Below are 2,973 nucleotides of genomic sequence, written 5' to 3'. Positions count from 1 at the left end.
CGGTTGCGCCTGCTCACCCGAGGCGCGGAAACGGCGGACCAGCAGGAGATCGAGCAGAACCCACGCGCCGCGTCGGTCAGGTTGCGAGCGGCGGAACGAATTGAGGCGGCATGAAGCTTGCGGAATGCCGGGCGAGGGAGTTGGCCCACCGCGACGAGGGGGCCCGAGGAACTGGGGTCTGGGGGCCTGCCCCCGGTGGAACACGGTCTGCCCGAGGAGCGGTCCGGTGACCCATCACCCAAAGCGACCCACGACATCGGCCAACATTCCCGAGCCTATGGGGACAGCATGACAGTCACCTTGCCAACACCGACACCAACCCGTACCCGGCCGAGCCGCCGCCAGGAGGTCCCCGCGACCGAGGCGCCGGATACCGCGCTGCTGCCGGACGCCAGCCCGACCGAACGGCCCAGTGGGCGGCCGCGCACGGCGGCCGCCCAGCGTGCCTATGCCCGGCGGGCGCAGCGGGAGGGGCGCAAGCCGGAGCGGGACGAGCCGGCCGAGAGCCCCGGCGGGCGCGCCCGGTTCGTGGTGTTGATCATCGCGCTGCTGGTGGTCGGCATCGCGGCCACGCTGTGGCTGTCCACCCAGGCCATCTCCGACTCCTACCGGCTGGAGCAGGCGCGCAAGGAGGCCACCGACCTCTCCGAGCGGGCCGACACGCTGCAGCGGGAGGTCACGAAGCTGGACTCGCCGTCCGCGCTTGCCCAGCGCGCCAAGGAGTTGGGCATGGTGTTCCCCGGTGACCCGGCCCGGTTGGTGGTCCAGCCGGACGGGACGATCACCGTCGTCGGCGACCCCAAGCCGGCACAGGCCCCGGCTGTCCCACCGCCGACGCAGCCGACCCAGACCGCCCAGCCGCCGGCCGCAGGCGCGGAACAGCCATCCGCCGCCGGCCAGCAGCAGGCAACCGCGCAACCCGGGCAGGCGCCGGGAGCACGCTGATGCCACCGCCACGGGACGGTCGCCCGGTGCGGCGGCCGGTAGCACGACGGGCACCGCCGCCCCTCCTCCGGCGCACGCCACCGCCGGCGGACCGGGCGCGTGCGGCACCGGCCGGCCGCATCCCGCCGCCGGTGCGGCGTGGGCCGGCCCGGCCGCGCCGGGTGCGCCGCCGGCCGGGCGTGGACAACCGCATCCGGGTCGTCGCCGTGCGCTTCCTGCTCATCGCCGCGCTGGTCGCCGCCGGTGTCCGGCTCGTCCAGGTGCAGGGCTTCGAGTCCGAGGCGCTGGCCGCGCGGGCGGAGCGGCAGCGGGCCACCGAGATCGACATCCCGGCGAACCGTGGGTCCATTGTGGACAGAAACGGGGTCAAGCTGGCGTTCAGCGTGGAGTCCCGCGCGCTCGCCTACCGCCCGAACGCCGAGCGCCGCGAGCTAGAGAAGTACAACCGGGAGCACCCGAACGCGCCGCTGAGCTACGACGAGCGCGCCGCCGAGGTGGCCCGGGTGCTGCGCGAGACCCTCGGCGCGCAGGTCAACGAGCAGGAGCTGCTGGACAAGCTCCGCCGGGACACCACGTTCGTGTACCTGGTGGACAACAACGTCGAACCGGCCAAGGCACGGGACATCCAGAAACGGATCCCGGAGATCAACGTCGAGAACCGCGCGGTGCGCGAGTACCCGAACCACACGCTGGCCTCCGACATCGTCGGCGTGGCCAACTGGCGCATGGACGACGAGGACGTGGAGAAGCACAACCTGCACGGCCTGTCCGGGCTGGAGATCCTGCGCGACAACGACCTGTCCGGCAAACCGGGCCGGCGCATCGTGGACACCGAGAACGACAGCGGCGTGGTGATCCCCGGCACCGAGCGCGACGTCCGGCCGGCCACCGACGGCGCCAGCCTCGAGCTGACCATCGACTCGGACCTCCAGTTCTTCCTGCAGCAGCAGCTGTCCGACTACGTCACCCGCAGCGGCGCCAAGGGCGGCAGCGCGGTGATCATGGACGCGCACACCGGCGAGGTCTACGCACTGGCCAACGACAAGAGCTTCGATCCCATGGACCCCAAGAGTTTCGACCTCAAGTCGATGAGCAACCCGGCGGTGACCACGCCGTACGAGCCGGGCTCGGTCAACAAGATCGTCACCGCGCTGTCGGCGATCGAGTACGGCGTCACCACTCCGGACGCACGCCAGCAGGTGCCCGGGTCGATCCGGGTCGCGGACCGGACCATCGGCGACGCCTGGGACCACGGCACCCAGACGTTCACCACGACCGGCGTCTTCGCCAAGTCGTCCAACGTCGGCACCCTGATGCTGGCCCAGAAGGTCGGCCCGGACCGGTACGCGGACATGCTGAACCGGCTCGGATTGGGGCAGCGCACCGGCATCGGCCTGCCCGGTGAGAGCGCCGGCCGGGTGCCGCCGCGCGCGCAGTGGTCCGGCAGCACGTTCGGCAACCTGCCGATCGGGCAGGGCTTGTCGATGACCGTGCTGCAGATGGCCGGGATGTATCAGGCGCTCGCGAACGACGGGGTGCGGGTGCCGCCGCGGATCGTCAAGGCGAAGATCAACCCGGACGGCAGCCGGGTCGAGGAGCCCCGCCCGGACGGGGTCCGGGTGGTGAGCAAGGAGACCGCCACGACCGTGCGGAACATGCTGCGTGCGGTGGTGCAGAAGGCGTCCGGCGGCAACAACGGCACCGCGCCGAGCGCGGCGCTGGTCGGCTATCAGGTCTCCGGCAAGACCGGCACCGCGCAGCAGGTGGTGAACGGCACCTACAGCAACTCCCAGTACTGGATCACCTTCGCCGGCATCCTGCCCGCGGACAGCCCGCGGTTCGTGGTCGGGATCGTGCTCGACGCACCCAACTACTACAGCTCCGCGGAGGGTCGTTCGGCCGGCCCGCTGTTCCACGACATCGCCTCGTTCCTGGCGCAGCGCTACCACATTCCGATGTCCAGGGAGCCGAGTCCGATCGTGCCGCTCGTCGGCCCGTAAAGTGATCGGACGGTATGAAGCTTGCGGA

Annotated in this window: 2 protein-coding genes and 1 pseudogene; all 3 read left to right on the top strand. The window is 71.5% G+C overall.

Annotation, left to right across the window (positions count from 1 at the left end; genetic code table 11):
• Positions 1-114, top strand: a pseudogene (locus tag VGR06_RS06300) (16S rRNA (cytosine(1402)-N(4))-methyltransferase); the annotation flags it as partial.
• Positions 115-288: 174 nt separating this feature from the next.
• The gene (locus tag VGR06_RS06295) at positions 289-945 is read left to right on the top strand and encodes a septum formation initiator (RefSeq protein WP_327558011.1); all 657 of its coding nucleotides are present in this window, start codon (positions 289-291) and stop codon (positions 943-945) included.
• Positions 945-2,945: a penicillin-binding protein 2 gene (locus VGR06_RS06290; protein ID WP_327558010.1), complete on the top strand. Its 2,001-nt coding sequence runs from the start codon at positions 945-947 to the stop codon at positions 2,943-2,945. The genes VGR06_RS06295 and VGR06_RS06290 overlap by 1 nt, the downstream gene beginning before the upstream one ends.
• Positions 2,946-2,973: the final 28 nt, after the last annotated feature.

Source organism: Actinophytocola sp. (assembly GCF_036002505.1).
Lineage (GTDB): Bacteria > Actinomycetota > Actinomycetes > Mycobacteriales > Pseudonocardiaceae > DASYTH01.
The sequence above is the reverse complement of the archived record's forward strand: the minus strand, read 5'-3'. Positions and strand labels throughout refer to the sequence as shown.

Excerpts from the sequence above, each read along its gene's own strand:
- VGR06_RS06295 (WP_327558011.1), top strand. The coding sequence starts at position 289 with ATGACAGTCACCTTGCCAACACCGACACCAACCCGTACCCGGCCGAGC.
- VGR06_RS06290 (WP_327558010.1), top strand. The coding sequence starts at position 945 with ATGCCACCGCCACGGGACGGTCGCCCGGTGCGGCGGCCGGTAGCACGA.